The 26,452-nt window shown below is 62.1% G+C and carries 19 protein-coding genes and 1 pseudogene; 11 read left to right on the top strand and 9 right to left on the bottom strand.

The window, feature by feature from the left end; all coding sequences use genetic code 11:
* Positions 1-63 precede the first annotated feature (63 nt).
* The gene (locus tag ACLIRY_RS24510) at positions 64-1,410 is read right to left on the bottom strand and encodes an NAD(P)/FAD-dependent oxidoreductase (protein ID WP_413208055.1); all 1,347 of its coding nucleotides are present in this window, start codon (positions 1,408-1,410) and stop codon (positions 64-66) included.
* Positions 1,411-1,703: 293 nt separating this feature from the next.
* Here ACLIRY_RS24510 and ACLIRY_RS24505 point away from each other — a divergent pair, with 293 nt between their 5' ends.
* The 10 genes and pseudogenes from ACLIRY_RS24505 to ACLIRY_RS24460 form a co-directional block, all read left to right on the top strand.
* A complete protein-coding gene (locus tag ACLIRY_RS24505; RefSeq protein WP_413208054.1) occupies positions 1,704-2,954 on the top strand; it encodes an aromatic ring-hydroxylating oxygenase subunit alpha in 1,251 nt (416 codons plus the stop codon).
* A gap of 4 nt (positions 2,955-2,958) precedes the next feature.
* The gene (locus ACLIRY_RS24500) at positions 2,959-4,050 is read left to right on the top strand and encodes a flavin reductase family protein (protein ID WP_413208053.1); all 1,092 of its coding nucleotides are present in this window, start codon (positions 2,959-2,961) and stop codon (positions 4,048-4,050) included.
* A 317-nt stretch (positions 4,051-4,367) separates the two neighbouring features.
* Positions 4,368-5,618, top strand: coding sequence for a sarcosine oxidase subunit beta family protein (locus ACLIRY_RS24495; protein ID WP_413208052.1), 1,251 nt, complete (start codon positions 4,368-4,370; stop codon positions 5,616-5,618).
* A gap of 10 nt (positions 5,619-5,628) precedes the next feature.
* Positions 5,629-5,919, top strand: a complete 291-nt coding sequence (locus ACLIRY_RS24490) for a sarcosine oxidase subunit delta (protein ID WP_413208051.1) — start codon at positions 5,629-5,631, stop codon at positions 5,917-5,919.
* Complete coding sequence (locus ACLIRY_RS24485; protein ID WP_413208050.1) at positions 5,916-8,858, top strand: sarcosine oxidase subunit alpha family protein; 2,943 nt, start codon at positions 5,916-5,918, stop codon at positions 8,856-8,858. Before ACLIRY_RS24490 ends, ACLIRY_RS24485 begins: the two co-directional genes overlap by 4 nt.
* Positions 8,851-9,459 (top strand): sarcosine oxidase subunit gamma, encoded by a 609-nt coding sequence (locus ACLIRY_RS24480; protein WP_413208049.1) that lies wholly within the window; start codon positions 8,851-8,853, stop codon positions 9,457-9,459. The genes ACLIRY_RS24485 and ACLIRY_RS24480 overlap by 8 nt, the downstream gene beginning before the upstream one ends.
* 16 nt (positions 9,460-9,475) lie before the next feature.
* On the top strand, positions 9,476-10,375 hold the full coding sequence (gene folD / locus ACLIRY_RS24475) for a bifunctional methylenetetrahydrofolate dehydrogenase/methenyltetrahydrofolate cyclohydrolase FolD (RefSeq protein ID WP_413208048.1): 900 nt from the start codon (positions 9,476-9,478) through the stop codon (positions 10,373-10,375).
* Between the two features lie 137 nt (positions 10,376-10,512).
* Positions 10,513-11,397, top strand: a complete 885-nt coding sequence (gene purU / locus ACLIRY_RS24470) for a formyltetrahydrofolate deformylase (protein WP_413208047.1) — start codon at positions 10,513-10,515, stop codon at positions 11,395-11,397.
* 15 nt (positions 11,398-11,412) lie between these two features.
* A complete protein-coding gene (locus ACLIRY_RS24465; RefSeq protein WP_413208046.1) occupies positions 11,413-12,384 on the top strand; it encodes a GlxA family transcriptional regulator in 972 nt (323 codons plus the stop codon).
* A gap of 321 nt (positions 12,385-12,705) precedes the next feature.
* Positions 12,706-13,186, top strand: a pseudogene (locus ACLIRY_RS24460) (hypothetical protein); the annotation flags it as partial.
* A 252-nt stretch (positions 13,187-13,438) separates the two neighbouring features.
* On the opposite strand, the gene ACLIRY_RS24455 reads toward ACLIRY_RS24460, so the two are convergent.
* From ACLIRY_RS24455 to ACLIRY_RS24420, 8 genes are all read right to left on the bottom strand, one after another.
* Positions 13,439-14,899: a glycoside hydrolase family 1 protein gene (locus ACLIRY_RS24455; protein WP_413208045.1), complete on the bottom strand. Its 1,461-nt coding sequence runs from the start codon at positions 14,897-14,899 to the stop codon at positions 13,439-13,441.
* Positions 14,900-14,921: 22 nt separating this feature from the next.
* Positions 14,922-17,477 carry a phosphoenolpyruvate--protein phosphotransferase gene (gene ptsP, locus ACLIRY_RS24450; RefSeq protein ID WP_413208044.1) on the bottom strand — a complete coding sequence of 852 codons (2,556 nt, stop codon included), beginning with the start codon at positions 17,475-17,477 and terminating at the stop codon, positions 14,922-14,924.
* A gap of 20 nt (positions 17,478-17,497) precedes the next feature.
* Positions 17,498-18,340 carry a PRD domain-containing protein gene (locus ACLIRY_RS24445; RefSeq protein ID WP_413208043.1) on the bottom strand — a complete coding sequence of 281 codons (843 nt, stop codon included), beginning with the start codon at positions 18,338-18,340 and terminating at the stop codon, positions 17,498-17,500.
* A 159-nt stretch (positions 18,341-18,499) separates the two neighbouring features.
* The gene (locus ACLIRY_RS24440) at positions 18,500-20,725 is read right to left on the bottom strand and encodes a glucose PTS transporter subunit IIA (RefSeq protein WP_413208042.1); all 2,226 of its coding nucleotides are present in this window, start codon (positions 20,723-20,725) and stop codon (positions 18,500-18,502) included.
* A gap of 339 nt (positions 20,726-21,064) precedes the next feature.
* The gene (locus ACLIRY_RS24435) at positions 21,065-21,967 is read right to left on the bottom strand and encodes a ketopantoate reductase family protein (RefSeq protein ID WP_413208041.1); all 903 of its coding nucleotides are present in this window, start codon (positions 21,965-21,967) and stop codon (positions 21,065-21,067) included.
* A 61-nt stretch (positions 21,968-22,028) separates the two neighbouring features.
* Positions 22,029-23,384, bottom strand: coding sequence for a TRAP transporter large permease (locus ACLIRY_RS24430; protein ID WP_413208040.1), 1,356 nt, complete (start codon positions 23,382-23,384; stop codon positions 22,029-22,031).
* Entirely contained in the window at positions 23,377-23,898 is a 522-nt protein-coding gene (locus ACLIRY_RS24425; protein WP_413208039.1) for a TRAP transporter small permease, read from the bottom strand. The genes ACLIRY_RS24430 and ACLIRY_RS24425 overlap by 8 nt, the downstream gene beginning before the upstream one ends.
* Positions 23,898-24,938, bottom strand: coding sequence for a TRAP transporter substrate-binding protein (locus ACLIRY_RS24420; protein ID WP_413208038.1), 1,041 nt, complete (start codon positions 24,936-24,938; stop codon positions 23,898-23,900). Before ACLIRY_RS24420 ends, ACLIRY_RS24425 begins: the two co-directional genes overlap by 1 nt.
* 208 nt (positions 24,939-25,146) lie before the next feature.
* Between ACLIRY_RS24420 and ACLIRY_RS24415 the strand changes: the two genes are divergently transcribed.
* The gene (locus ACLIRY_RS24415; protein WP_413208037.1) at positions 25,147-25,860 is read left to right on the top strand and encodes an IclR family transcriptional regulator; all 714 of its coding nucleotides are present in this window, start codon (positions 25,147-25,149) and stop codon (positions 25,858-25,860) included.
* Positions 25,861-26,452 lie beyond the last annotated feature (592 nt).

Genomic DNA, 26,452 nt, shown 5'->3' with positions numbered 1-26,452 from the left:
GTCGCCTACCCCCCTCCGTTTAGCGTTTATATACGTTCGTACCGCATTTGCCGCCAGTCCGTGTCAGCTCCAGGGGTAGGGGCTGTTGGACACGGGGTGCAGGTCGCCCGTGGCATAGCGGTTGAACCGGAACGGAGTCAGCAGGGAGGACGGCGTTCCGAGAATGGACTGCGCGACCAGTTCGCCCACGCCAATCATCTTGTAGCCGTGGTTGGAGTCGGCGATGAGATACAGGTTTTCGCGAATGGTATCGAAAACGGGAAAGCTGTCGGGGGTGAAGCATCCGACGCCACCCGAAGGCTCGCGGTGGTATTTGCCCATGGTGCCCGAGAAGCGGGCGTTGCAGAAGGCGAGGGCCGACACCCACATGTGGGCAAACTCGGGGGAGGAAACGAACTCCGGCGAAGCGGGGCCATAGGGGTCGATGGCGACGTCCCGGGCTGGCTTGGTCACGGGGTAAGGCATGGCTCCACCCTGGATGCCGCCGAAATTCGTGTCCGGCTTGTAGTAGATGCCCCACATCTTGTCGGTGATAAGGCTGCCATCCACGTCCGAATACAGCGGCGCGTCGGTATCCACGTGGACGACCGGGGGCTTGGCGCCTTGGTTGGTCTTGAATGATTCCGGATCGACGCGCAGGACGCCTTCCTCGAGTTGCCAGAAGGTCCACATGGGAACGTTGTCGTGGACTTGGCCATCCCGTCCCTTGACGGAAATCGTCTCGGGCATGTCGGCCATCGTCCAGAAGTCCCGCGCCCAGGGACCCGCGGCGACCACGAGGTAGTCACACGCGATGTCGCCGCGATCCGTTTCCACGCCAGTGACTGCGGAAGACGAGCCGTTGGCGAAGGTCATGCCCTTCACCGTCACGCCCGTGAGAATGCGGACATCTTGCTCCTCGGCCATGCGGGCGAGCGCGTAGATGGCTGCGGCATTGTGCGCGTAGCCGCCCTTCTTTTCATGCAGGACGGATGTGATGCCCTTGGCCCGCCAATCGGAGAACAGATCCTTCATGTATCGGTCGCAGTCGTCCGCGCCTTCAATGAACGTGGACTCGTATCCGATCGCCTTCTGCTCGGTGTGAATCTGGGCCACGTCCTGGTGCATGGACTCGCAGGAAACCTGCATGTAACCCACCGGGTTGTACTGGAAGGCAACGGCATGGCGTTCCCAATGGGACACGGAATGGGCCATCAGTTCGCGCATGGCTGGCTGATAGTAGTTGTTGCGGACCACGCCGCAGGCGATGCCCGACGCGCCGGCCGCGATTCCCCCCTTGTCCACGATCAGGACATCTCGCCCCGATCCCCGGCCCGACGCCTTGAGTTGACGGGCCAGGTGAAGGGCGGTGGACAGACCGTGAATGCCCGCGCCGATAATCAGGTAGGGTACGCTTTCGGGGAAAGCCATCGTTTATCTCCGGATATGACTGGGTGCCCGGGGGGCACCGAATGTGGCCCCATATTGAGGGCAGCCGAAGAGGCGGTTCACCGGGTCTCCGACAACTATTGTCGAACGTGCGCCAAGTCGTCATGCGATCCCAGGACACTCGAAGACCCGCGCCATCCCCGACCGGTGAATTCTTGGTGAAGTTTGTCGCGGGATTGAAAGCACGGTTCGCTTGATCCGGGACAGTATCGGCGCATGGCCCGGACGGTTGGACGCGGGCATGACAGAGACAAATTTTTGGGGATGAATTTGCGATGCCGGACGCGAGACAGAAAGAAAAGACATGGGTCGCCTTGGCCGGGTGCAAGGATGGACATGCCTTGCCGGGAGCGTTTTATGGGGATCCGGATATTCACCAGGTGGACCTGGAGGCTGTCTTCCTGTCGGAATGGCTGTTCGCCGCGCCCGAATGCGAGTTGCCCGAACCGGGCGACTACGTGACCCTTCAGGTCGGCCCCGCGCCGGTGATCATCCTGCGCGACGAGGCGGGGACCCTCCGGGCCTTCCACAACTCCTGTCGCCATCGCGGATCGCGGCTGTGTTCGGCGGAACGGGGGCAGGCCTCCCGTCTGGTCTGTCCCTACCACCAATGGACCTATGATCTGAAAGGCGCGTTGCTTTCGACTCGTTTCATGGGAGAGGACTTTGATCCGGCGACTTTCCCTCTCAAGCCACTCCATGTGACTTCCATCGAGGGGCTGATCTACATCTGCCTGGCGGAGACTCCGCCGGATATCGAGACGTTCCGCCGGACAATCACCCCCTATATCGCGCCCCACGATCCCCGTCGGACCAAGATCGCCTTCACCTCCACCATCGTGGAGGAGGCGAATTGGAAGCTGGTCATCGAAAACAATCGGGAGTGCTACCACTGCGCGGGATCCCATCCCGAACTGCTGGTGTCCCTGGTTGAAATGGCCCTGCCAAACGACGAGCGTTTCGCCGACGAGTTCCGTGTCATGGAGCGCAAGGCCCGGGATTGGGACGCCTTGGGTCTGCCGCATGCGCCCGTGGATGGGGGGCTGGAATTCCGCGGCATTCGCTTGCCCTTCCGCGAGGGCGTCCAGTCCATGACCTTGGATGGTAAATTGGCCTGCAAGAAGCTGTTGGCGGATTTGACCGATCCGGACCTTGGGTCCGTGCGGGCCTTCCGGGTGCCGAACAACTGGCATCATTTCCTGTCGGAGATGAGCATTCATTTCCGTGTCCTGCCCCTGGGGCCGGAACGAACCGAGGTGCGCACCGTCTGGCTGGTGCATGAAGATGCCATAGAAGGGTGGGATTACGACCCCCAACGCCTGTCCGAAGTGTGGGTCGCGACCAACGCCCAGGACCGCACCCTGGCCGAGGAAAACCAACGCGGCGTGCACTCTCCGGCCTATGAACCCGGTCCCTATTCGGAGATTTCGGAATTCATGGCGATCAACTTCATTGCCTGGTACCGGGGCCAACTTGCACAATTTTTATCCGGAGACGAAACCTCGATCATTCGTGCTGCGGAATAGGCCGATGCGGACCTCTTCCACGGCCACGCGGCCCTATCCCAAACCCGCGGCGCCGGCCTTCTCGCCGCGGGATCTCGATCTTGACCTCGTTGGGCGGCGTCAGGATACGCCAGAAGTGGTCACCTTCGATTTCGAACTGGCGCCGGGGCAACCGCCGCTGCGTCACTTACCTGGCCAGGCCCTGGCCTTGACCATTCCCATGACGGATGGACCCGCCATCCGGACATTCACGATCGCGTCGTCGGGCCTCGACCCGAACCGTCTGTCCCTGACCATCAAGGCTGCGGCCGATGGCCATGCCACGCGGTTCATCCACGAGCACCTGCGCATGGGAGATCGGCTACGGGCCCGCGGTCCCTTCGGACGGTTCTCCCTGGTTCACCACCCGGGCGAGCCCCTGTTGCTCCTCGGCGCGGGCAGTGGCTTCACGCCGATGATGTCCATGCTGCGCTGGCTGCATGGACGGGGCGAGGGCGTTGACGTGGCGGTGGTCCAAGTCGCCCGGCGGGTCGAGGATCTGCTGTTCACCGACGAGTTGGCCGCCATCGACGGCGCCATGCCAAACCTGACCCGGGCCGATTGCGTGACCACGCCGGAAGCGGGCCGGAGTTGGAGTGGCTTTCGTGGCCGTCCGGATCGGCGCCTGCTGCGGGTCATGGTCCCCTCCCTTGAGCGGCGGACGGTCTTCTGCTGTGGCCCGGCGCCCTTCATGGAAGCGATGGCCCGGATCCACCGGGCCGAGGGCGGGGATCCGGGGTGTTTCCTGACGGAGACATTCGGCGCCGTCCGACCGATGACCCCCGCAGTCTTCCCCACGGAAGCGAAGGAGACGGTCGGTTGGACCGCGCGATTCCGCGGGAGGAGTTTCGCGGCGCCGGAAGGGGTCGTGCTGACCCAAGCCGCCGCGGCGGCGAACCTGCGTGTTCCAACGGGCTGCCAGGAAGGGCTGTGCGGGACGTGTAAGCTGAAACTGTTGGAGGGTCAGGTCCATATGGAGCATCACGGCGGCTTGACGGCCCGCGAGGAGGCCGATGGCCATATCCTCGCCTGTTGTTCCACCCCCCTGTCGGACGTGGTTTTGGCCGACCTGGGCTGACGCCGATGCGGGTCGACCCGGGATGACGCCAATCCATCGCTTTTGACGATGGATTGGCCGCATGTGAATGGACCAGGCCTCCCTCAAGGGAGGCGTTGGACACCCATCTGGCGCGCTGAACGTTCCGGTTCGGCGCGCCAGACTTTTTTCTGCGAGGACTATCGCGAAATCGGCGCGGGTGGGATCCCGCATGGCGGTCGGGGAATGGCGGACCCGCGTCGCGAAAAGTCTCAAAAATGAAAATATCTGTCCATATAACGATAATCGGCGCCGGTGAATCGGGCAATCTGTCTCCAGATTTCATGGAGGCGACGGTCTTGGCATATTCAGGATTTAGGGTGATCAAGGAGGCCCTTACCGGGCACAAGGGGTGGAAGCCCGCATGGCGCGACGCGGCCCCCCAATCCGACTACGACATCGTTATCGTCGGTGGTGGTGGCCATGGTCTGGCGACGGCGCACTATCTGGCCAAGGTGTATCGACAAAGCCGTGTCGCCGTCCTGGAAAAGGGCTGGATCGGTGGTGGCAACGTGGGTCGCAACACCACGATCATTCGCGCCAACTACCTGTTGCCGGGGAATGAACCCTTCTATGCCTTTTCCCTGAATTTGTGGGAGGGCCTGGAACAGGACCTGAACTACAACGCGATGGTCAGCCAGCGGGGGATCATGAACTTGATCCACACCGATGGCCAGCGCGACGCCTATCGGCGGCGGGGCAATGCCATGATTCTCCATGGGGCCGACGCGGAATTGCTGGACGTCGAAGGCGTGCGTCGGGAAGCGCCATTCCTGGACTTCGACAACGCCCGTTTCCCCATAAAGGGGGCCTTGATGCACCGTCGTGGTGGCACGGTCCGCCACGACGCCGTGGCCTGGGGCTATGCCCGGTCCGCCGACCGCATGGGCGTGGACATCATTCAGAATTGCGAGGTCACGGGCTTCCGTGTCGAGGGGGGGCGGGTCGTCGGCGTCGAGACCACCCGAGGCGTCATTGGCGCGAAAAAAGTGGGCGTGGCCGTGGCCGGATCGTCCAGTCGGGTCATGGCCATGGCAGGGATGCGCCTGCCCATTGAAAGCCATGTGCTGCAGGCCTTCGTCTCCGAAGGGTTGAAGCCGATCCTGCCCGGGGTAATTACCTTCGGCGCCGGACATTTCTATGTCAGTCAGTCCGACAAGGGCGGATTGGTCTTTGGCGGCGATATCGACGGCTACAACACCTACGCCCAGCGGGGCAACCTTCCGGTGGTGGAAGATGTGTGCGAAGGCGGCATGGCGATCATGCCCTTGATCGGTCGGGCCCGCCTGCTGCGCATGTGGGGCGGTCTGGTGGACATGTCCATGGATGGCTCGCCGATCATCGATCGGACACCCGTGGAGGGGCTCTACTTCAATGGTGGCTGGTGTTACGGCGGCTTCAAGGCGACTCCCGCCTCGGGGTACGCCTTCGCCCATCTGTTGGCGACCGACACATCCCATGAGACAGCCGCCGCCTTTTCCCTGAGGCGCTTCGAAAGCGGTCATGTGATCGACGAAAAGGGCGTCGGCGCCCGGCCCAATCTGCACTGAGAGATCCATCATGCTGATTCCTCATCCCCTTCTCGGACCCCGCGACGCCGGGGAATTCACCTACTTGGGCGACGCCTGTCTTCTGGATCGCCCCGATGGCATGAGCGAAGGCGCGCAAGCGGCCTTTTACGAGTACACCTACCCGCGCGACAATATCGCCGGGGTCCAGCGCGAACTGTGGTTTCACGAACAGGGCGATCGCTCCTGGCTGGTGGTCACGCGCGACACCCTGACCCATGAAATTCTCAAGGCCGAGTTCGCCCGGGATGTGGTCCTGGCCAAGCGGAGGGCGGCGCGATGACACGGCTTTCCGGTGGTCTGATCGACCGGTCGCGGACCTGGTCCTTCACCTTCGACGGCAAGACCTACCAGGGTCACCCCGGCGATACCCTGGCCTCGGCCCTGTTGGCCAACGGGGTTCGCCTCGTGGGGCGGAGCTTTAAGTACCACCGACCGCGAGGGGTATTCTCCGCCGGGTCGGAGGAACCCAACGCCCTGGTGGAATTGCGCGGTGGCGCCCATCGGGAACCCAACACCCGGGCCACGGTGGCAGAGTTGTTCGATGGGCTCGAGGCCAAGAGTCAGAACCGGTGGCCGTCCCTGGCTTTCGATGCCCTGGCGATCAACGACAGGGTGGCGCCCTTCCTGACCGCAGGCTTCTACTACAAGACCTTCATGTGGCCTGCGGCCTTCTGGGAAAAGGTCTACGAGCCCATGATCCGCCGCGCGGCGGGCTTGGGATCCCTGTCGGGTCTCGCGGACCCGGATGTTTACGACAAGGGCTTCCTCCATTGTGACCTGCTTGTTATCGGCGCGGGTCCGGCGGGCCTGTCTGCGGCCCTGACTGCGGCGCGGAGCGGTGCCCGGGTTGTTCTCGCCGACGAGGATTTCGTGCTTGGCGGGCGTCTGACCAAGGATCGCCAGGTTCTCGACGACGCACCCGCCGGAGAGTGGGTGTCGGCGACTCTGGCCGAACTGGAGGCGTCCGACCGCGTCCGAATTTTGCGTCGGACCTCCGTGATCGGAGCCTTCGACCACGGCGTCCATGGCGCCGTCGAGCGGGTGACCGATCACCTCGCGACGGTTGATGGGGCCGTGCCGCGGCAGACCTTCTGGAAGATTTACGCCAAGCGTTCGCTGTTGTGCGCCGGGGCCATCGAACGGCCCATGGCCTTCGCCAACAACGACCGGCCCGGAATCATGCTGGCCGGCGCCATGCGCGCCTATGCGAACCGTTGGGCGGCCTGCCCGGCGGATCGGGTGGCGATTTTCACCAACAACGATGACGGTCATCGAACCGCCGTGGACTTGATGGCCAAGGGCGTCGCGGTCACTGCGGTGGTGGATGTTCGACCCGGGGCCAAGGCCTTGGGGGACTACCCGCTCCACGCGGGCGCGGTCGTGATCGACAGTCGGGGGCGTCGCGGTCTGCGCGAGGCGCGGATCCGGCGAGCCGATGGCGGGACGGAGTGGCTGGCCTGTGGAAGCCTGGGCGTTTCGGGAGGCTGGAACCCCAACCTGGCGCTGACCTGCCACCAGGGAAATCGGCCGGTGTGGGATGATGGCCAGGGCCTCTTTTCGCCGGGGCCGCGCTTGCCCCCTGGACTGTCCGTGGCGGGCGCTGCGGCGGGAGTCTTTTCTACCCATGGCGCTCTGACCGGTGGGGCGGAAGGGGCCGCGAAGGCCCTCGGCGACCTGGGATTCCGCGCCCAAGCCGCCGCGACGCCCACGGCCGAGGACGCTCCCTTGGCGATCACACCGTTCTGGCATGTGGGTGGCGAGAAGGGCCGGGCTTGGGTCGACTTTCAGAATGACGTGACGGTCAAGGACATCACCCTGGCCCACAAGGAAGGGTTCCGTTCCGTTGAGCACCTGAAGCGGTACACCACCCTGGGCATGGCCACGGACCAGGGCAAGACCGCCAATGTGACGGGGCTGGCGGTCATGGCGGAATTGACCGGCAAGTCCATTCCGGAGACGGGGACCACCGTGTTCCGTCCCCCCTACACGCCGGTGGCCATCGGTGCCTTGGCCGGGCGCTCGCGGGGGAAGGATTTCCGTCCCGTTCGCCGAACGCCCAGCCACCATTGGGCCGAGGAACAAGGGGCGGCATTCGTGGAAGTGGGAGCATGGTTGCGGGCCCAGTACTTTCCCAGACCCGGGGAAAAGACCTGGCGGGACACCGTGGACCGAGAGGTTTTGACCGTGCGCCGCGCCGTTGGGGTCTGCGACGTGACGACCCTGGGCAAGGTGGATGTTCAGGGGCGGGACGCCGCCCGGTTCCTCGACGTCATCTACTGCAACGGCTTCGCCAAGCTGCCCCTGGGGAAGGTCCGGTACGGCCTGATGCTCCGCGAGGATGGCTTCGCCATGGATGACGGCACCGCCGCCCGGTTGGCGGAGGACCATTTCGTGGTCACCACCACCACGGCCCAGGCCGGTCCCGTCTATCGGCACATGGAATTCGTGCGCCAATGTCTGTGTCCGGAGTTGGATGTCCACCTGATTTCCACCACGGATGCCTGGGCCCAATACTCCGTCGCCGGTCCCCGGGCCCGTGACCTGCTGCGAAAGATCGTGGACCCCGAGTTCGATATTTCCAATGAAGCCTTTGGGTACATGGCCTGCGGTGCCATCCGGATCTGTGGGGGAACGCGGGCGCGCCTGTTCCGCATTTCCTTCTCCGGGGAACTCGCCTACGAGGTCGCCGTGCCCACGCGCCATGGCGATGCCCTGATGCGGGTGCTGATGGAGGCCGGAGCCGAGTTTGGCGTGATAGCCTATGGCACTGAAGCCCTGGGGGTTCTGCGCATTGAAAAGGGTCATGCCGCAGGCAACGAACTCAATGGTCAGACCTCCGCCGATCATTTGGGCATGGGGCGCTTGGTTTCGTCCAAGAAGGACGCGATCGGCACGGTTCTGTCCCGCCGCCCCGGGCTCGCCGGAGAGGATGGAATCCGCCTGGTGGGGCTTGAGTCCCTGGATGGTCCCCTGACCGCGGGGTCGCATCTTTTCACCGAGGGAGATCGGGCGGAGGCCACCAACGACCAGGGATGGGTTTCCTCTGCGGCCCATTCGCCCCACCTGGGCAAATCGATCGCCCTGGCCTTCCTCAAGGAAGGCGACAAGCGACTTGGAGACGTGATCACCGTGGCCAATCCCCTGCAAGGACAGTCCGTCCGCGCCAAGGTGGTTGGTCCCCATTTCATCGATCCGGAAGGGGAGCGCCTTCGTGTCTGATTTTCGATTGAACGCCCGGTCGGCCTTTGGCGCGGCGGAACCACGGATCCGAACCATCGGTGCTTACCGGGTGGTGGAGCGGACGGATCTGGCCTTGTCTTCCTTGGCCGCCCGGGTCGAATGGACGGATGTCCACAACCCGTCGACCACCATCCTTGGATGTCCTCTTCCCGGGGTCGGAGGCCTGCGCGAGGACGCGGGGGTGACGACCTTCTGGACGGGGCCCGATCAGTGGATGGTCATGGCGCCGCTCCAGACCCACGAGGATCTGGCCGCCGACCTGACCTCGGCCCTGGGCGAGCGCGCTGCGGTAACCGATCAGACCGACGGGTGGGTCGCCTTCGACCTGACCGGAGAGGGGCTTGAAACGGTCCTCGAAGGTTTGACCAGCCTGGATATCCGCGCCATGGGCGCGGGAGGGGCCGCGCGCACGGTCATGGAGCATATGGGGTGTTTCCTGCTTTGTCGGGACCCGGGCCGCGCCTACACCCTGTTGGTGGGGCGATCCTTCGCCGTATCGCTGGCCCATGCCCTGGAAATGCGCTTGAACACCACCCTCGCCCTGACGACCGCTAAAACGCGGTCCGACCGCGCTGTTTAAAAAGGAGAAGAGGAGCATGACGACCACGATCATCGACGGCAAGGCTTTCGCGGAGAAAGTTCGCGGTCGGGTGGCGGGTTTCGTGGCGGGTCTGAAGGAACGAGGGATCACTCCGGGACTGGCCGTCGTGCTGGTGGGGGAGGATCCGGCCTCGCAGGTCTATGTGCGCAACAAGGGCAAGCAGACCCTCGAGGTCGGCATGAACAGCCATGGGCACAAACTGCCCGCCGATACGTCCGAAGCGGACCTGCTCGCCCTGATCAATCAGTTGAACGCGGACCCCGCCATCCATGGCATCCTGGTTCAGTTGCCCCTGCCCGGGCACCTGAATTCGGACCTGGTGATCAATTCCATCGATCCGGCCAAGGACGTGGACGGGTTCCACATCTCCAACGTCGGTCTTCTCGGCACCGGCCAGAAGGCCATGGTTCCCTGCACTCCGTTGGGTTGCCTGATGATGCTGCGCGACCACCTGGGCTCCCTGGCCGGGCTGAACGCCGTGGTTGTCGGTCGCTCCAACATCGTGGGCAAGCCCATGGCCCAGCTTCTGTTGGGCGATAATTGCACGGTCACCATCGCCCATAGCCGCACCAAGGATCTGGCCGAGGTCTGCCGCCGCGCCGACATCCTGGTCGCGGCCGTCGGTCGTCCGGAAATGATCCCCGGCGACTGGGTGAAGCCCGGCGCCACCGTCATTGACGTGGGCATCAACCGGGTTCCCGCCCCGGACAAGGGCGAGGGCAAGACCCGACTGGTGGGCGATGTCCATTATGAAAGCGCCGCAGCCGTGGCCGGGGCGATCACGCCCGTGCCCGGTGGCGTCGGTCCCATGACCATCGCCTGCCTGCTGGCCAATACCCTGATCGCCTGCCATCGGGCCAATGGTTTGCCCGAGCCGGAAGGCCTGACGGCGTGAGGGAACTTTTCCTTCGCACTCGCCTTCTGGTTCTTTCAAGACCCTCCCCATCCCCCCCACCCGCTTCGGGATGACCCGGCAGGACCCCAGAGGGCCTGTCCTTGCCCGAGATCACCGATGATCGATCGGAGAATTCAATGAACACCTATTGCCTCACCGTCACCTGCGCGACGACCCGCGGCATCGTGGCGGCCATCGCTGGCTATCTCGCGCGGAATGGCTGCAACATTACCGACAGCTCCCAATTCGACGACGTCCAGACTGGCCGCTTCTTCATGCGGGTCAGCTTCACGTCGGAGGAGGGAAAGGATCTGGACAATCTGATCAAGGAATTCGGCGCAACCGCCAAGGCCTTCGACATGGCCTTCACGTTCCACGACGAAAAGGAAAAGATGAAGGTCATCATCATGGTGTCCCGCTTCGGACACTGCCTGAACGACCTGCTGTACCGGTGGCGTATCGGGGCTCTGCCCATCGAGATCGTCGCGGTCATCTCCAACCACATGGATTACCAGAAGGTCGTCGTAAATCACGACATCCCCTTCCACTGCATCAAGGTGACCAAGGAGAACAAGCCCGAGGCCGAAGCCGCCCAGATGCGAATCGTCGAGGATAGCGGCACCGAGTTGATTGTGCTCGCCCGCTACATGCAGGTTCTGTCCGACGCCATGTGCAAGAAGATGTCCGGTCGGATCATCAACATCCACCACTCCTTTCTGCCGTCCTTCAAGGGGGCGAACCCTTACAAGCAGGCCTACGAACGCGGCGTGAAGCTGATCGGCGCGACCTCCCACTATGTCACCGCCGATCTCGACGAAGGCCCGATCATCGAGCAGGATACCATCCGCGTGACCCACGCCCAAAGCCCGGACGACTACGTCTCCCTGGGTCGCGACGTGGAAAGCCAGGTTTTGGCCCGGGCGGTTCACGCCCATATCCACCATAGGGTTTTTCTTAATGGCAATAAGACCGTGGTTTTCCCGGCGTCGCCGGGCAGCTATGCTTCCGAACGCATGGGGTAGGAGCCATACCATTCGATGGGCACCGAAACGGAACCAAAAATTTTCGAATTCGTCTTGATGCATGCGTTTTCGATGATGTCGGTGATTTCGGCCATCGAACCGTTGCGGGTCGCGAACCGTATTGTTGGGCGCGACCTGTACGGTTGGTCCATTACAAGCGAGGACGGACAACCGGCCCAGGCATCGAACGGCTTGGAAATCTCCGGCACCCACGGGTTCGGAGCGGGGCCCATGCCCGATTATACCTTTGTCTGCGCCGGGCTGAGTCTGACCGCGCGGAATCAGAGCCGCTTGAATGCTTTCCTGAACAAGCGGTTCCGGTCCGGTGTAAAGATGGGGGCCATATCCATGGGAACCATCTTCCTGGCGCGCGCGGGTCTTCTGGGGACGGCGCGTTGCACCATCCATTGGGAGGGAAAACCGGCCTTCGTGGAAGAATTTCCCGATATCGATCTGACCTCGGCGATTTATGAAATCGATGGGGGGATCATGACCTGCGCGGGGGGATTGTCTTCCTTTGATTTGTTCCTGGGGATTATCGCCGCGGACCATGGCCAATGGTTGGTGCGCGCCATTGCCAATCAGTTACAGAATGATCGGGTGCGCTCAGGCGTGTTCCCCCAGCATTCCGGGAGCGACACGCCGCTCAGTACCGCCCCTAGGCAGGTGCGCCTGGCCGTGGCGTTGATCGCCGAAAACATGGAAAACCCCATGTCTCCGGGCGCCTTGGCCGACGCGGTCGGGTCGAGCCGACGCACCTTGGAGCGACTTTTTCTGAAATACGTCGGGATGACGCCATCCAAATATTGCAAGACAAAGCGGTTGGAGCGTGCGCGCGACCTGCTTTTGCACAGCAACATGTCGACGCTGGATGTCGCCGTTGCGACGGGGTTCCGTTCGGGTTCCTATTTTTCATTTTGTTTTTCAGAGCAGTATGGTCAATCTCCCTCGGCCATTCGCCGAGATGTCGAACGCGGGGGGCATTGATCCCCGCAATCCCCAGGGACTGTAATGTGGCGGCATTGACCTGACCGTTGGTGGCACGCCTGAATCCGGCATGGCGGGCTCGGGTGGGACCAATACCGGATCATATCGAACCATGGCCGATTTTGGGTGACGCAGTGATGTGACCTTTCCCCGAAAAAGTGGACACGGGCTATAAAACGCGCAGCTCGGCTTGCTCCTGTACCGGTCCATTGAAATGAAGTTCCGATCATTGAAGAGGTAATGAGGTGGACGGCCCCTTTTCAACCGGATTGAGCCAGGATGGGGTCGTTGTTCAAGCGATCCCCATGAAAGGAACCGTCCATGGAACAGATTACGACAGTTGATCTGGATCTGGCGAAGTCGGTTTTTCAGGTTCACGGCATTGGCGCGACAGGCGAGGTTCTCGTCCGTCGGCGTCTTCGCCGAAGCGACGTATTACGATTTTTCAGCGCGCTGATACCAAGGTGCGGTGAGTTTGCCTCACCGCACCTTGGAAGCGGCCAAGTGGCCGCCGCGCCTTATGGCGCGTAAAAGCCCGCCTGGCGTTTGAACGCAAGAAAAGCGGCCTGGGTTTCAACCCGCGCCGCTTGGTATTACTCCTTGCCTTGTAGACATGGAAGCATGCGGCACGGCCCATTACTGGGGCAGGGAGATCAGCAAACTGGGGCACATCGTCAAACTGATGCCAGCGGCCTATGTGAAACCCTATGTCAAGCGGGGCAAGACGGACATGGCCGACGCCGAAGCGATCACCGAGGCGGTCACGCAGCCAACGATGCGTTTCGTGGCGATCAAGACCCTCTATGCTAACGTACTTGCGACACTCTGAACGGTGTCGTTACCCAGGGCGGGCGGGAGCCGATCAAGCGGCGGCAGATCCTTCCGGCCACCATCATGTGAAAAATGATCGTCCTGGCTAACGCCCTGCTCAAGGCAGGACGTTCCCGGGAGCTCAAACGTGCTGATCATCACGAATCCTCTATCTCTCCTGCTCATAGGAGCCGCCCATCATTGGCGTGCCCGCGACCACTCTGGATGCCTCTCCGTTCTTCTCTCACAGGCCGGCGCCATTGCTGGCGATCACGTCGCGATACCAACCAAAAGACTTCTTTCGGTAGCGGTCGAAGGTACCCTGCCCTTCGTCATCGCAGTCCACATAGATGAAGCCATACCGCTTGCTCATTTGGCTGGTAGAAAGCGATACGCTGTCGATGCAGCCCCAAGCCGTGTAGCCCATGACGTCGACGCCCTCGTCGAGCGCATCGCCTATGGCACGGATGTGGCCGTCGAGATAGGCAACGCGGTAGTCATCCTCGACCGTGCCGCCCACGAGCTTGTCGCGCGCACCAAGGCCGTTCTCGACGATGAACAGCGGCTTGCGGTAGCGGTCATACATCTCGACAAGGGCGATCTGTAATCCTGTCGGGTCGATCTGCCAGCCCCAATCCGAGACAGGCAGATAAGGATTCTTGACGCCAGACGTGACATTGCCGCCGACCTTTTCGCGCTCGGCGGCGTTGATGGATGAGACCATCGACATGTAATAGCTGAACGAGACGAAATCGACAGGATTGGCCTTGAGGATGTCCGCGTCGCCCGGCAGCATCGTCACCTTGATGTTGCGCTTCTTCCAGGCGCTTAAGGCGGACGGCGGGTAGGAGCCGAACACCTGCACGTCCGAGGTCGTCATGTTGTCACGGTTGTCGTACATCGCCTTCAGGCAGTTGGCCGGATGGCAGGTCTCCGGATAGGAGAGCAGGCTCGTCACCATGCAGCCCATCTGGGCGCCCGGAATGATCGCGTGAAGCTGCTTGGTGGCCAGGGCGCTCGCCACCAGTTGGTGATGCAGGCCCTGCCAGATGACTTCCTCCAGCTTCTCGCGGGGATAGCGATCCTCGCAGATGCCCATGGTGGAGAAGGGATGGCGGAACGCGCTGTCGATCTCGTTGAAGGAGAGCCAATATGTCACAAGGTGCTTGTACCGGCTGAACACCGCCTCGGTGAAGCGCAGGAAGAAATCGACCACTTCACGGCGATACCAGCCATCATGGTGGTTCACGAGATAAAGGGGCATCTCGTAGTGGTGCAGCGTCACCAGCGGCTCGATGCCGCGCGCGCGCATCTCCGTGAAAAGGCTTTCGTAGAAGGCAAGGCCGACTTCGTTGGGCTCGGTCTCGATGCCCTTCGGGAAGATGCGCGTCCACTGGATCGAGACGCGCAGCACCTTGAAGCCCATCTCGGCGAGGAGATCGAGGTCCTCGCGATAGCGGTGATAGAAGTCGATGCCCCGACGCTTCGAATAGGGACCCACCTCGGTGCAGGCTTCGGCGGCGGCGATGGCCTCGCTGGTGATGTGATGCAGCGCCTTGTAGTCCTTCGGATCCATGTTGGACCGGTAGATGGCGCAGTCGGCCACCGAGAGCCCCTTGCCGCCGAAATTCCAGGCACCTTCGCACTGATTGGCGGCGAGCGCGCCTCCCCACAGGAAGCCGTCGGGGAAACGGGTCTTGCTCATGCTATTCTCCTTGATGTGTTTTTCAGGCGACCCGGCCGAGGGCCAGGGCACGGACCGCGTCCGGTCCATTGGCCGCCAGTGCCTCGTCGGCCAGCGCCTTGCAGGTGGCGAAGGACAACGCTGACAGCGTCGCCTTGATTTCGGGAATGGCTGCCGGCGCGGCCGAGAGTTCCGTCACGCCGAGGCCGACCAGGATCGACGCGGCCAGCGGATCGGAGGCAGCACCGCCGCAGACGGCGACAGGCCGTCCCTTGCTGGCGGCACCGTCGCAGGCGATGCGAATGAGGCCAAGAACACCGGGATGCAGCGCGTCGACGCCAGCGGCCACCGCCGGATTGCCGCGATCCATGGCAAGCGCATACTGAGTGAGATCATTCGTGCCGACGGAGAAGAAGTCGCACACTTCCGCCAGCTGCCGCGCTGCCACCGCCGCCGCAGGAACCTCGATCATCGCGCCGATTTCGATCGGCTCGACCCGCCCAAGCGCCTTCATCTCCTCATCGACCAAGGTGCGGACCGCCTGCATTTCCGAGACCGACGACACCATCGGAACCATGACACGGGCGACGCCATAGGGCTTCACGCGCAGGATGGCGCGGATCTGGACCCGCAGAAGATCAGGCTTGGCCAGCGAAACGCGAACGCCGCGCAAACCGAGAAAGGGGTTTTCCTCCTTGGGCAGGGGCAAATAGGCAAGCGGCTTGTCGCCGCCGACATCCAGCGTTCGGATGACCAGCGGACGACCGCCAAGTTCATCGGCGATTGCCTGGTAATCGGCATGCTGTTCGTCCTCGGTGGGAGCGCTAGGGCGATCCTGGAACAGGAATTCCGAGCGCAGCAGACCACAGCCCTCGGCGCCTTCGGCGGCAGCGGCGGCCCCCTCGCCCACTCGACCAAGGTTGCCGAACACCTCAATGCGCCGGCCATCGGCAAGTCGGCATGCACTGGTGGCGGCGGCTCGCTGCACGGCCTTCCGTTCCACCCGTTCGGCGATGCGACTGCGCACCGCCGCGACGCCTGCATCCGTCGGGAAGACCGTGACATTGCCAAGCCCGGCGTCGACAATGACGTCAGCCCCGTCTGGAATGCGATCCGCGTCCGGGCCGAGCGCGACGATGGTCGGGATGCCGAGGCCTGCGGCAATGACAGCGGCATGCGACGTCGGTCCGCCGTCCCGCATCAGGATGGCGGCGAGATGTCCGGCCGCGAGGCCGTCGGTTTCAGACGGCAGGACTTCATCGGCCAGCACGACAGACCCCGCTGGCAGGCTGGCAAGTTTCACCCTGTTGTCCCTGCCGGAAAGCGCGGCAATCACCCGCGCGGAAACGTCGCGCATGTCGGCCACCCGCTCGGCGAGCCGCGCATCGGCCAGACCAGCGAGAAGCTCTGCCTGGCGACCGCAAGCATTGGCCCAAGCGCGCTCAGCGGAACGACCGGCCGCGATATCCGCTTCGGCAGCCGCTATGAGTTCGGGATCGCCGAGAATTTCCCGATGAGCCTCGACGATGCCGGCACGTGCGGCAGCCGTCTCGCCTGTCAGCCGGTCGGACACCTCGCTCAGCGCCCGCTTGAGACGAAGCCGCTCCGTCTCGACGCCGTCACCATCCTCTGGCAGGTCCATAACCGTGCGGTGGTAGCGGACGATGGCACCGAGCGCGACGCCGGACACCGCCGACCGCCCACGCACGACGGCATTGGCACCAGGCTGGAAGGGCTCACTTTCGGCCACAAGCGCGTCGACGGGAGTGGGCCAGGCAACCGGGGGCAAGGGCTCATCGTCGGCACGGTCGGTGATGGTGTCGCCGAGACCGGTGAGGATGAGATCCAGCAATGTTTCGGCAGTCGCCTCCGCTCCGGCGCCTTCGACACGAATGTTCAGCCTGTCTCCGAAGCGCGTGCCCAGGCCCATCAGGCCAACAACGCTCTTGGCATTGGCGCTCTTGCCGTTCGCTGTGACTGTCACGCTGCCCGCATGGGCCTTGGCAGCCATAACAAGCTGCGCTGCGGGGCGGGCATGCAGCCCGTGCGGGATGCGCAATACGGCAGACAGTGAGGCGACATCCTGCGCGTCGGCAGACTCCTCCGAGGCACCGTTGGCGGGGATCACGGTCAGGGCGACATCGCCAAATCCGATGTGACCGGAGCTGTTCGCCGTCACGATCTTAAAGGAGTCGCCATTGGTGACGATCACCATCGATATCAGCGAGGGAACCTTCGGCTTGATGGCCGCAATGTCAAAGGCGACGAGGAGATCGCCCGTGGTCACGCGCTGTCCCTCGCGCACATGAGACGTGAAGCCGACACCACGCAGGCTCACGGTCTCGACGCCGACATGCATCAGCACGTCCAGCCCTTCGTCAGAGCGCACGGTCACCGCATGCCCGGACTCGTGGGTGGCCACGACAACGCCGGTGCAGGGCGATCGCAGCTCGCCCTGGTCGGGATCGACCGCCAGCCCGCCACCAACCATGCCAGCGGCAAAGACGGGATCAGGAGAGTCCTCCAGCGAGAGCGCACGACCGGAGAGCGGAGAGTAAACATGAAGGTTGGACACAGTCGGGCCTTTCTCAATCAGCAAAGGAACGGATCGGACCCACCCTACCCGCCTGACCGGTCGGCGAACCGGTAGATGTGCAGAGCGATGTAGAGGGTTTCGTCCTCGTGGATGGTCCAATTCATCTCACGCGCCATCAGGTCGGTGACGGCCAGCGCGCAGTCGTAGATGCGGGCATCCTGGGTCTTGAATGTGCTGGCGAGATCGCCGACCGGAAGCGTCCGGCGGCCACCGCGAGCATGGTCGAGGAAGAGATATCGAAGATGCGCGGCGAGCCGGGCGAGTTCGATGGAGCCCTCGGAGAGGATGAGCCCAAGGTTGGTCTGGATGATGTTCACCACCGAGCGCAGCATCTCGGTCATGCGGACCATCTCGCCCATCGGGCGAACGCCAACCTGAGCATTGACGAAATGCATGGCGAGCGACACCGCCTCAAGCGCTGGCAAGCGGACGCCGGACCGGTTCTCGATCAGGTCCAGAACGGCGGTGCCCAGCGAAACTTCGCGCGGGTAGAGCAGGCGGACTTCAGAGGCGAGCGGATATTCGATCGGTTCGCCCTGGTGCTGTCGCTGGATGGCAAAGGAAATGTGATCGGCAAGCGCGATCAGCGCCCGATCATCGAGCTGCGCGGAAAGCTGGGTGCGTGCCAGACGCAGCACCTCTTCGGCGATCACGATGTGCTCAATCGGAATCTCGGCAACAAGCCCTGCCAACTGGGTCGTGGAGGTCGTGGCGGCCGGCAGGAAACGACGCTCGATCTTGGCGGCGTCGAGGTTATCGCCATTGCGCCGGTTATAGCCGAGGCCCTTCCCCTGCACGACGACGTCCTTGCCGTCGTCGTCCCTTGCCAGGACAACATTGTGATTGAAGACCTTGATGACTTTCACTCTGCCCTCCCCATGCGTCCCTGGTCGCGGCAATGTCAACTTGCCTTTTATTTGGGTCTGCGTCCCGCTCGTCGTTGCATCACTGCACGAGGAGCGGTGATGCAACGACGACGCGGAGGTCGTCCCGCCGGCACAAAACCGTCGGCGAGACTGCTCCGATTAAACCGCAGCGGGTTGCCGCTGACCGATCTCCATCAACCGTTCGCCGACCGCTACCGCAGACTGGGCGACTGCTTTCAGCGAATAGTTCGCGGAGTTGCGGACGATGATCGGGGTCGTGGTGTCATAGCCAGCCTTGCGGATGCCCTCAATGTCGGCTTCGAGGAGCAACTGGCCAGCCTTCACGCGGTCCTCCGGCTTGACATGCGACCTGAACAGGCTCGTTTCGGCCTTGACCGTATCGATCCCGACGTGGATGAGCAGTTCCAGACCATCGTCGGTCAGGAGCGTGATCGCGTGACCGGCCACGGCACTGACGACACCGTCGGCAGGAGAGAGGACGCGGCCGTCTGTCGGGCGGATGGCGATGCCGTCACCCAGCATGCGCGCCGAGAAGGCATCGTCGCGCACCTTCGGCAGGGGGATGATCGCGCCCGACATGGGAGCGACAAGGTCGCGAACCGGACCGGTGGCAAAGACCGGCGCATTGGTTCCCCCATCGGGGACAGCCGCGTCCTCGTCGCCCGTCTGACCCGCGTCGCGCCAGAGAACAAGCGACAGCGACAGCGACACGACGAAGGCGACAACGGCACCGACCATGGCATTGAGAATGTTCTGTGGGTTCTCTGGGGAGACGAAGACGGCCATGGTGGCGAGACCAGGCCCGGCAGCCACATGACCGGTGACATGCGTCAGACCGAGATAGAGGCCGCCGACCAGTGCACCGCCGAGCACGCTCCACAAAACCCGCTTGTTTTGCAGCGTCAGGCCGTAGAGAGCCGGCTCGGTGATGCCAAACAGGGCCGAGATTCCGACGGAGAAACCGGTCGCCCTGAGTTCGTTGTTCCGGGTGCGGATGGCGACACCGAAGGCCGCACCAGCTTCGGCGATGTTATGCGCCAGATGGGCGGCATTGTAGAACGGATCGGGCTTGCCGGCGCCAAGCTGCGAAATCACGTAGGGAAGGAACGGCTTGTGCATGCCCAGCGACACCAGGAACGGGAGGGCCATGGCCATGCCGGCCGTCGCCACCCAGCCGATGTGATCGTGGGTCCACAGGACGCCGGTCGTAAGGTAGGATCCGACCAAGAAACCGGCTGGACCAAGGACAGTCAACGACACCGGAACCGTCACCAACAGGCTGAGCATGGGAACGGCGAAGATGCGGATGACCTTAGGGACGTAGCGCGTCCAGAAATGCCAGTTCAAAGCCAGGAACAGGACCGTCAGGATCGCCGGGAACACCTGGGCGCTGTAGTGCACATTGGTGATGCCGACGCCGAAGACGGTGATGCCCTTGCCCATCACTGCCGTGAACGACGGCAACAGCATCGGGGCGACAGCGGCAATTGCAACAAGCCTGTCGATGTTCAGCTTGGTCGCCGTCGTGACGGCCACCATGAAGCCAAGGAAGTAAAAGACGCCGTTCGAGATCTGCAGCAGCACCTGATAGGTGTCGGCCTGGGTATCCACGACGTTGAAGAAGGACAGCAGCAGCAGGAGCGCCTTCAGCATGCCTGCGCCGGCAATGGCCGGAACCAACGGCTGGAAGACACCGATCACAAAGTCGATCAAGATGGCGCCAAAACCCTGCTTTCCGCTGGTGCCCGCCCCGGCGGCCGCAGCGGCTTTGCCGAGCTTGGGGAAAGCGCGCTGGATCGCTCTGTAGACCTCGACCACGTCGTTGCCGATGATGACCTGCGTCTGTGCGGCGGTTACGACACCGAGCACACCCTTGATGCCCTTGAGCTTATCGACCTTGGCACGGGACGGATCGACCAGGGAGAAGCGCAGGCGGGTCGAACAATGTTCAAGCGCCTTGACGTTCCCTGAACCGCCAACGTTCTCGATGATTGCGGCGGCAAGCTGGTCGTAACCAAAAGCTGCAGTCTGGGGAGAAGCTGGCTGGGGAGAAGCTGGCTGGGGAGAAGCTGGCTGGGGAGAAGCTGGGGCAGCGCTCGGTGCGGCTGGCTTCTTGGCCTCCTCGATAAGCGCCTTGACTTCGGCGCTGACCGGGGCAACGACGGCGCCCAGGACAACCTGAAACTGCCCGGCGCGCGTAAGCGTGCCAAGCACGCCCGGAACGGACTGAATACGTTCGGCATCAGCCTTGGCGACGTCATCGAGAGTGAGTCGAAGCCGCGTCATGCAATGCTCTGCGTCGACGATATTGGCTGCTCCGCCAACAGCATCGACGATCTGACGCGCGGTGCTCGCGTGATCCATAAAAACCTCCCCAGATTCTGTTTACAGATCGCTCTCAGAGGCTTGCCGACAGAATTTAGGCAATAAAAAAGCCTGAGGGCATCCAGGTCTCCCTGGAAGCACTCAGGCCTTGCCCGCAATCGCGGTCACAATCCTGTTTCGAACGACGGGTTCGTTAATTGGCAAATACGGTAACGACAGGGCGATCATCTTGTCAATACGAGAGTGACCCAGCTCCACGCTGCTCTCTAAAAGGCAATCTAATATCCATTTCTCCTATTTTGGGTACTGGCGCAACAAATCTCATAAACGCCCGAGAGTCGATCGCCATCCTGCTCTTCCGGTAACAGCCTCTCCGGATCAGGCCAGTCTTTGGTGCTGTTTCATCCGGACCAGGGAGGCAAGAAGGGTGTTCAGCGGCACTGGAACGCCGAGCGCTGTGCCCCTTGTGGCGGCATAGCCGTTCAGAGCCTCGATTTCCGTCGCCCGTCCCGCTTCGATATCCTGGAGCATGGAAGGTTTGTGCGCGGTGTGCTTTTCGAGCGCAAAGTCGATCTGCGCGGCGACCGCATCCCGGTCCGTTACAACACCGTCCGCAGCCGCGACATCAAGCACCTCATTCGCGATTTGGCAGGCAAGCGCACCGCCCACGAATTCCGCGATCAGGCCGACAGGTCCTTCGCCAAGAACCGCCATCGCATTCATCGCGCAGTTGAAGGATGCTTTCTCCCAGATTTTGGCGGCAGCCTTGCTTGTCTTCTCGAATCCGCGAGCCACAAGCTGATCCGCAACACGTTTGGCAGCCGGGTTCTCCGTCAGCGGCGCAAAGGGTGTGTAGGCTATTCCATGGCTGACCACATGACCCGGACCGCGCAGATCGCCGGGGGTCATCGTGCAGCCATAAAGAATCTGTTCATCCGGAACCTGACTGCGGATCTGTTCCACATTGCCGAGACCGTTCTGAAGCGTCAGAACGCAGGCCCCCGCCGCGATCGACGGTTCAATGCTCGCGAGTGCAGCCTGCGAATGCATGGTCTTCGTCAGCAAGATCACAAGGTCCAGTTCGGGAGCATCCACCGGGCGCATGGCCGGGACCGGCAAATAGTCTGTCTTGTCGTCCCAATCGACCCGCAGCCCCTTGGACTGGATGGCCGTCAAATGTGCATCGTTCGTGTCGAGAAGAACGATATCGGCGCCCCCTTTGAAAAGTTCCGCGCCGATGACCGAGCCAAGCGCTCCAGCACCCAAGATTGCCCATGTCATGGTGATTTTCCTCTTTTTGCCGCCCGGAGAGACCCAGGCTGTTCGTGTAGCTTGTCGGCCCCTACCGCAGAATAGCGGGCAGCCAGAGGGTGAGGATGGGAAAGCTCAGAAGGATGATCACACGCACCACTTCAGCGCAGAAGAAAGGCATGACCCCCTTGAAGGTCTCGGTCATCGGCACATCCCGCGCAATTGAGGAAATGACGAAGACATTCATACCGACCGGCGGGGTGATCAGCCCGAGCTCGACCACGATTAAGGAGAGAATCCCGAACCAGACCTTGAGGTCCTCGGTGCTCATTCCGAAGCCCGAACCGTCGGCCAGTTGATAAATGCCGCCGTTGACCGCAACCAGGGCGGGCCAGAAGAATGGGATGACCAGCAGGATCATCGACAGGGAGTCCATCAGGCAGCCCAGAAGGATCAGCGCGATCAGCATGACCGCCAGAACAGTCATCGGCGGCAGACCGGATTGGGCAATCCAAAGCGCGGCCTCCTGAGGGAGGCCGGAGCGGGCCATAAAGATCTTGAGCATCTCGGCGCCAAGCAGGATGAGGTAGATCATGCCTGTGGTTGAAGCCGTTTCCAGCAGACAGACTTTCAGGTCCGAGTAGGTGAGACGCCGCTGCAACAGTCCGAGCACCAGCACCAGGAAAACACCGACAGCGGCGGCCGGCGTGGGATTGAAGAGGCCGAGATAGATGCCTCCGATCACCATACCGAAGATGATCAGAACCGGCGTCATGCCAAGGGTGGCGTCGCGGAATTCCTGTCTGGACGGCTTGCCGCCCTTGGGACCGGCCTCCGGACGGATCGCAACGTAGATGGCAATGGTGGCGATGAACAGAATGACAGCCAGCGCACCCGGGATGAACGCCGCCATGAACATGGTGACGATGTTGGCCTCGACGGTGATCGCGTAGATGATCAGCACCACCGAAGGGGGGATCAGAATGCCGAGAACACCGCCTGCGGCCAGGGTACCGGTCGACAGCGCATGGGAGTAGTTGTACCGGCGCAGTTCCGGAAGGGCGACCTTGCCCATGGTCGATGCGGTTGCAAGAGAGGACCCGCAGACAGCTCCGAACCCGGCACACCCTGCGATCGCAGCCATGGCGGTTCCGCCCGGAAGCCAGCCGAGCCAGGCATTGGCTGCCCGGAACAGGGCCTGTGACAGCCCTATCCTGGAAGCAATCGCGCCCATCAAAACAAACGTCGGCACCACAGACAGGTCGTAGATGGAGAACTGGCCGTAAGCGAGCGTGTTGATCTGGTTGAGCATCAGCGCCGGGCCGTTAATCAACATGGTTCCCAAGCCACCGACAAGGATCATGGCGTAGGCGATCGGCATGCGCAGGCCAATCAGGAGGAACAGAGCGGCAAGGCCTCCAACGCCGAGGAGGAGCGCCTCAGACATGGTCAACTCCCGATCTTGCCTTCGCCCATTCCTCCCGCACGCTGACGAGCGACGAGAGCACCAGAAGGGCAAGGGATATGAGAATAGGGATGAAAGCCAGCCACTGAGGGATCTGAAGGATCGTTGTAGTATAGTCGTAGTTTTTCTGATCGAGCATGCCGAGATACATCCGCCAGAGCAGAATGATGCTGAAAGCGAATGCGACGCACGCTCCCGCGAACGTGAGGAGAGCCGTCACCCTGGGTGATGCGCCTGAGGTAAAAATATCCGCTGTCACGTTCGCGCTGGCAATCTGGCAGTAGGGCAGGAAGGTGAAGGCCGCGACCGCCACCCCCATCTCGGTCAGTTCAAAGTCTCCGGGGAACGAAAACCCGAAGGGTATGCCGATGACAGAGAGGATGTTGACACCGACCACCGCCAGCAGGACGTGGCCACCAAGCAATGCCCATCCTACGGCGGTTCGGCGGACAGCACCGGCAAAGCCGGTGCTGTGGCATGGAGCGTTTGTTGTCATCAGCGTGTCGCGTTTGCGGCAGTGGCCGCACGCGCCTTTTCGACGAGCGCCGCGCCGTCGATGCCCTTCGTGCCGGCCTCCTCAACCCAGCGGTCGACAACAGGGCGGACGGCTTCGTCAAAGACGGCGGTTTCTTCAGGCGTCAGCACGACGTGTTTGTTGCCGCTCTTGACGGCAAGGTCGATGCCGAAGTCGTCGGACTTGCGCCAGATCTCTCCAACCTGACGAAGCCAGTCCTCGTCGGATGCCTTGCGGAAAGCATCCTGAATTTCGGCGGGCAGTCCGTCCCAACGCTCTTTGTTCATGGAGACCTGGAAGACGGTGTTGCCGAAGCGGCTCTCGTCCGCGCCTTCGATCTGGTATTCGGTCTGCTCCTGGATCTTCAGGGGCGCGATGATTTCCCAGGGAATGAAGGCTCCGTCAACAACGCCCTTCTGCAGCGCGGTCGGCAGTTCGGGAACCGGCATGGCCACAGGTGTCGCGCCAAGCGACTCAATGACCCAGGCGCCGGTCCGTGTCGGAACGCGCATCCGCTTGCCAGCGAGGTCCGCCGGAGCATGCACTTCGGTGTCCCGCATGTGGATTGCCTGGCCCGCATGGACGTGAAGGAACATCACTTCGACGCCGACATAGTCGTCCTTCAAGTCGCTTTCGAAGATCTCGCGCATCGCAAGGTTCGTCGCGGCCGGATCGTTCTTAAACACGGTCGGGAGCTCAAAAACCTCGCTGCGCGGAAAAAGGCCGGGTGTGTAGCCGTTCACAGTCCAAATCAGGTCCACCACGCCGGCGCGGACCTGGGAAATCAACTCCGGCGGACGTCCACCAAGCGTCATGCTCGGGAAGATCTCAATGTGGACCTTGCCACCGGAGGCTTCCTCAACCGCCTTTGCCCAAGGCTCGAGCATCTGGGTCTGGGCAGGTGCGTTGGCGCCAAGGAAATGATGGAGCTTAAAATCGTACTCGGCGGCATAAGCACTTTGCCATCCGGCCATCATCATGCCGCTTATCATGGCGGCCATCATTGATCTTCTCGTCAGCATGTACAGTTTCTCCTCCCGCTTACCTGTCCGGAGCCTCCAGCTTGTGAACGCTCTCCAACTTGTAATTGACCGAGTTCCGGTCACATTTCTTATTATGTGAAATATTATGCTCATATATTGATTTTTTTAAAGAGGGCCTGTCAATATCGTTTGTTGTCCCTTGAAGGATGTGCTCCTAAAGGGACGGTGGACGATATGGAGACGGGTCATGGCCACACCGATCAACGGATCGATTGTCAAAGCATTCGCGATTTTGCAGCTGTTCAGCGATGAGCGGCCTGAGATTTCCGCCGCGACCGTCGCGGCCGAACTGGACACAAATGTTCCATCAGCCCACCGGTTTCTCGTAACACTGGAAGAGGTTGGCGCGCTTGTGAGCTACCGGCGTGGATATTTCTGCCTTGGTCCGGCCATTGAAGGCCTAGGCAGGCTGGCAGAGAGGAACGATCAATTCGCGGCGCGCTCCATTCCGCATGTCCGGCGGCTTGCGGACGCTCTCAATGAATCCGTGATGGTTTGCCGCCTCAGCCGAAGGGGGCTGACTTGCATATCAGTGGCCATGTCAAAAAGACCGATATCGGTCAATATCAGCATCGGCACGGTGCTCCCGGTCGCGACCACCGCGCAGGGCAAAATCTGGCTTGCGGACATGGGGGTACAGGAACGGCTGAAGTGGGCTCAACAACACGAATTGCCCGCAGAGAGCGCGTTGAACGAGATTGCGGCCAGCGGGTTTGCGCGCAATAAGGGCGAGAATGAGCCCGAGATCGGCGCCATATCCGTTCCAATCCGCGACGCTTCCGGCAAGATCGCCGCGACCTTGAGCACCTTCGGAATGCTGAACCGCTTCGACGATGCGATGGCGGAAGCATCCTTGCCCAAGCTGAAAGCCGTGGCAAAAGAGCTTTCAGCCGAGTTGTGACTTTGCCATCCACAGAGTTTGGGATTTGTTGGGGTGGACGGCCCCAGTGGGGGACGGAGCGAAGTCCCGTGACTGCCCTCCTGTCATGGAGCGTGGCCAAGAAGTGGCCCAACCTGGCCTCAGAGCACTCTCTTGCATCGACCCAAACGAAGGCGTCAGCCGAAGTTTGGAAAGTTGATGCATAAACAATGTCCTAGTGTGCTGACCGCTGAGTCATCTGAATGCGTCAGTGCACTCTCAATTTCCGCAGGACTGAGGCCCTGTGCTGTCAGATACGCAACTTGATCTTATTGACCAACGTCCCGCCATTCTTGCCTAACCCGTAGTAATTGATCAAAGTCTGCTCAACCGCATGTGCATCAGTGCGAGAAAGATTATCAAGGCCACGAATACCCTGAATTCTTATTCCCTTCTGGGTGAAGTGCTCTGCACCCGTAATTGCTCACGGGGTTGGCGGCAGGCGCGTCAAGCGAGTGCGAAACTGCCCTGGATGAGATCGCGGATAGCGTCCAGCGGCGCTTGCCCCTTGAGCCTGGCGGTTCCGGTGACGGATCTGTATCCGGCATGAATTTGCGAGCCCCAGTCGGATCGG

It is taken from the genome of Rhodospirillum sp. A1_3_36 (assembly GCF_047263945.1).
GTDB lineage: Bacteria > Pseudomonadota > Alphaproteobacteria > Rhodospirillales > Rhodospirillaceae > Rhodospirillum.
The sequence above is the reverse complement of the archived record's forward strand: the minus strand, read 5'-3'. Positions and strand labels throughout refer to the sequence as shown.

Bases quoted from the DNA above. Each gene is read 5' to 3' on its own strand.
- ACLIRY_RS24490 (WP_413208051.1), top strand. From the start codon at position 5,629: ATGCTGATTCCTCATCCCCTTCTCGGACCCCGCGACGCCGGGGAATTC.
- ACLIRY_RS24415 (WP_413208037.1), top strand. From the start codon at position 25,147: ATGGCCACACCGATCAACGGATCGATTGTCAAAGCATTCGCGATTTTG.
- ACLIRY_RS24440 (WP_413208042.1), bottom strand. From the start codon at position 20,725: ATGGATCACGCGAGCACCGCGCGTCAGATCGTCGATGCTGTTGGCGGA.
- ACLIRY_RS24435 (WP_413208041.1), bottom strand. From the start codon at position 21,967: ATGACATGGGCAATCTTGGGTGCTGGAGCGCTTGGCTCGGTCATCGGC.
- ACLIRY_RS24425 (WP_413208039.1), bottom strand. From the start codon at position 23,898: ATGACAACAAACGCTCCATGCCACAGCACCGGCTTTGCCGGTGCTGTC.
- ACLIRY_RS24510 (WP_413208055.1), bottom strand. From the start codon at position 1,410: ATGGCTTTCCCCGAAAGCGTACCCTACCTGATTATCGGCGCGGGCATT.
- ACLIRY_RS24500 (WP_413208053.1), top strand. From the start codon at position 2,959: ATGCGGACCTCTTCCACGGCCACGCGGCCCTATCCCAAACCCGCGGCG.
- ACLIRY_RS24420 (WP_413208038.1), bottom strand. From the start codon at position 24,938: ATGCTGACGAGAAGATCAATGATGGCCGCCATGATAAGCGGCATGATG.
- ACLIRY_RS24455 (WP_413208045.1), bottom strand. From the start codon at position 14,899: ATGAGCAAGACCCGTTTCCCCGACGGCTTCCTGTGGGGAGGCGCGCTC.
- folD (WP_413208048.1), top strand. From the start codon at position 9,476: ATGACGACCACGATCATCGACGGCAAGGCTTTCGCGGAGAAAGTTCGC.
- ACLIRY_RS24465 (WP_413208046.1), top strand. From the start codon at position 11,413: ATGGGCACCGAAACGGAACCAAAAATTTTCGAATTCGTCTTGATGCAT.
- ACLIRY_RS24430 (WP_413208040.1), bottom strand. From the start codon at position 23,384: ATGTCTGAGGCGCTCCTCCTCGGCGTTGGAGGCCTTGCCGCTCTGTTC.
- ACLIRY_RS24485 (WP_413208050.1), top strand. From the start codon at position 5,916: ATGACACGGCTTTCCGGTGGTCTGATCGACCGGTCGCGGACCTGGTCC.
- ACLIRY_RS24505 (WP_413208054.1), top strand. From the start codon at position 1,704: ATGCCGGACGCGAGACAGAAAGAAAAGACATGGGTCGCCTTGGCCGGG.
- purU (WP_413208047.1), top strand. From the start codon at position 10,513: ATGAACACCTATTGCCTCACCGTCACCTGCGCGACGACCCGCGGCATC.